The following is a 2,331-nucleotide window of genomic DNA, read 5'->3' as shown; positions in this document are numbered from 1 at the left end:
CGGGCCGGCAAGCCCCTGACTATTCACGTGGAAACCAATAACCCGGCACGACGGCTCTATGAGCGGCTGGGCTTTGTGGAACAGGCAGACAAGGGTGTCTACCTGCTTATGCGCTGGCAACCTGACGATTGAACACCGCTTCGAAATGGTAGGTACCATCACTGGCGCCCAACGGCCCCACCGGTACCACAAACACCGATGTCTCACCAAGCACGTCGTTACGCATGACAGTGGCGCCCTGCTCCAATTGCACCTGCCCCGCAAACAACAGGGAGAAACATTCCCACCCCTCCGGCGAGATCGGCATCGTCACTTCCGCCAAGGTCAGGCTATCGCCATTTTCCAGCGTAAACGCCTGTCCTTCACAATCTTTCCATTGTTGTAATGTAATCATGCATCCTCCCCAATCAGACCGGCAGTCTAGCCGGCACTGACGGCACCGTCACCCTTGGCTACAATACGCACCCACCGAACACGCAGGACACGGGTCTTAATGAAGTTACTCCCCGACAGCAGCCTCTTCCCCACCGGCCGCGAGCACTACAAAGACTGGGCCGGGCTGGACAGCGGCAGCATGGCTGCCGTGCTGGCCGAACTGGCACGCAGCCAGGATCATCTGTTTGTGGTGCTGGCTCCCAACAGCAGTCGCGCACAACACCTTGCCGACTCGCTGGAGTTCTACCTGACCGGTAGCGGGGATCAGGGCAACGATACGCCGGTAATGCTGTTTCCGGACTGGGAAACCCTGCCCTACGACCTGTTCAGCCCCCACCAGGACATCATCAGCGATCGCATCCGCGTGTTGCACCAGTTGCCCATCAGTCACAAGGGCATCCTGGTAGTGCCAATAAATACCCTGATGCAGCGGCTGGCCCCGCCACTGCACATCACCGGCAACAGCTTCATGCTCAAAGTGGGCGACACCTTCGATATGGAAGCCACCCGCAGCCGCCTGGTGTCCTGCGGCTACCGACAGCGGGATAACGTTTACGAACACGGCGAATTCGCCGTGCGCGGCGCCATCATGGATATCTTCCCCATGGGCGCCGATCAACCCTTCCGCATTGAGCTGTTCGACGACGAGATCGAATCCCTGCGCCTGTTCGACGCGGAAAGCCAGCGCTCCACCGGCAAGGTGGATGACATCACCCTGCTGCCGGCGGCGGAATACCCGCTCAGCGCCGACGGCATCAGCCGTTTCCGCACCGCCTTTCGCGACACCTTCGACGTGGACACCCGCGGCGTGCCGCTCTATCAGGATGTGTCCGACGGCCTGTCCGCGCCGGGGCTGGAGTACTACCTGCCGCTGTTCTTCGAGAACATGGCCACCCTGTTCGACTACCTGCCCGACGATGTGCGACTGGTGGAGCTAGCCGACTGCCAGAGCGCCGTGGAGCACTTCTGGGCCGACGTGGAACAGCGCTATGAATCCCGCCGCCACGATATCCACCGGCCGATTCTGACGCCCTGGAAGTTGTACCTGCGCCCGGAAGAACTGGCAGCTTCTCTCAAACAGCACCCCCGTGCCCGACAGGCGGATAGCGACAACGCCATTCACTTCGACGTGGCCAGCATGCCGGCGCTCACAGCCGATGTGCGCGCCAGCAACCCGCTGGCCCTGCTGCACACTTTCTCCGACGCCCATCCGGACACCCGCATTCTGCTCTGTGCAGAAACCGCCGGCCGCCGGGAAGCCCTGCTGGAATTGATGCAGAAAATCGGCATCCAGCCGGCCCTGAAAGACAACTGGCCGGACTTTATCGCCCAGCCAGAGCGCTGGAGCCTGACCCGCGGCGAGCTGGATGCGGGCTTCTACGCCCCCGAACATGAACTGCTGGTAGTCACCGAGAACGACCTCTACGGCGAACGGGTTCTGCAACGCCGGCGCCGCAAATCCAGCAGCGACGACGGCGCCGCCGAGCAGGCCTTCCGCTCCCTGGGCGAGCTCACCGAAGGCTCCCCGGTAGTGCACATGGAGCATGGCGTGGGCCGCTATCTGGGCCTGATCCATATGGAAGTGGACCGCCAGCAACACGAGTTCCTGTTACTGGAATATGCCGGCGGCGACAAGCTCTACGTGCCGGTGTCCTCCCTGCACCTGATCAGCCGCTACGGCGGCGGCGATACCGCCCCACTCAACCGGCTGGGCACCGAGCAGTGGAGCAAGGCACGGCAGAAGGCCGCAGAAAAGATCCACGATGTGGCCGCGGAGCTGCTCAACACCTACGCCCGCCGCGAAGCCCGCCAGGGCAAGCAGTTCGACGTGGACATGACCGATTACGAGCGCTTCAGTGCCGGCTTCCCCTTCGAGGAAACCCCGGACCAGCAGGC

General features: G+C 62.4%; 2 protein-coding genes. One reads left to right on the top strand and one right to left on the bottom strand.

The features are described from left to right. Positions 1 to 106: 106 nt before the first annotated feature. Positions 107 to 394 carry a DUF6916 family protein gene (locus B3Q33_RS14050; protein ID WP_035247234.1) on the bottom strand — a complete coding sequence of 96 codons (288 nt, stop codon included), beginning with the start codon at positions 392 to 394 and terminating at the stop codon, positions 107 to 109. A 99-nt stretch (positions 395 to 493) separates the two neighbouring features. On the opposite strand from B3Q33_RS14050, the gene B3Q33_RS14045 reads away from it, so the two are divergent. Beyond that, positions 494 to 2,331, top strand: a 1,838-nt coding sequence (locus tag B3Q33_RS14045) for a CarD family transcriptional regulator (protein ID WP_286828172.1), incomplete at its 3' end; no start/stop codon positions are given.

Origin of the sequence: Alcanivorax sp. UBA3183, assembly GCF_002364155.1 — a bacterium.
Taxonomy (GTDB): Bacteria; Pseudomonadota; Gammaproteobacteria; order Pseudomonadales; family Alcanivoracaceae; genus Alcanivorax; species Alcanivorax jadensis.
The sequence above is the reverse complement of the archived record's forward strand: the minus strand, read 5'-3'. Positions and strand labels throughout refer to the sequence as shown.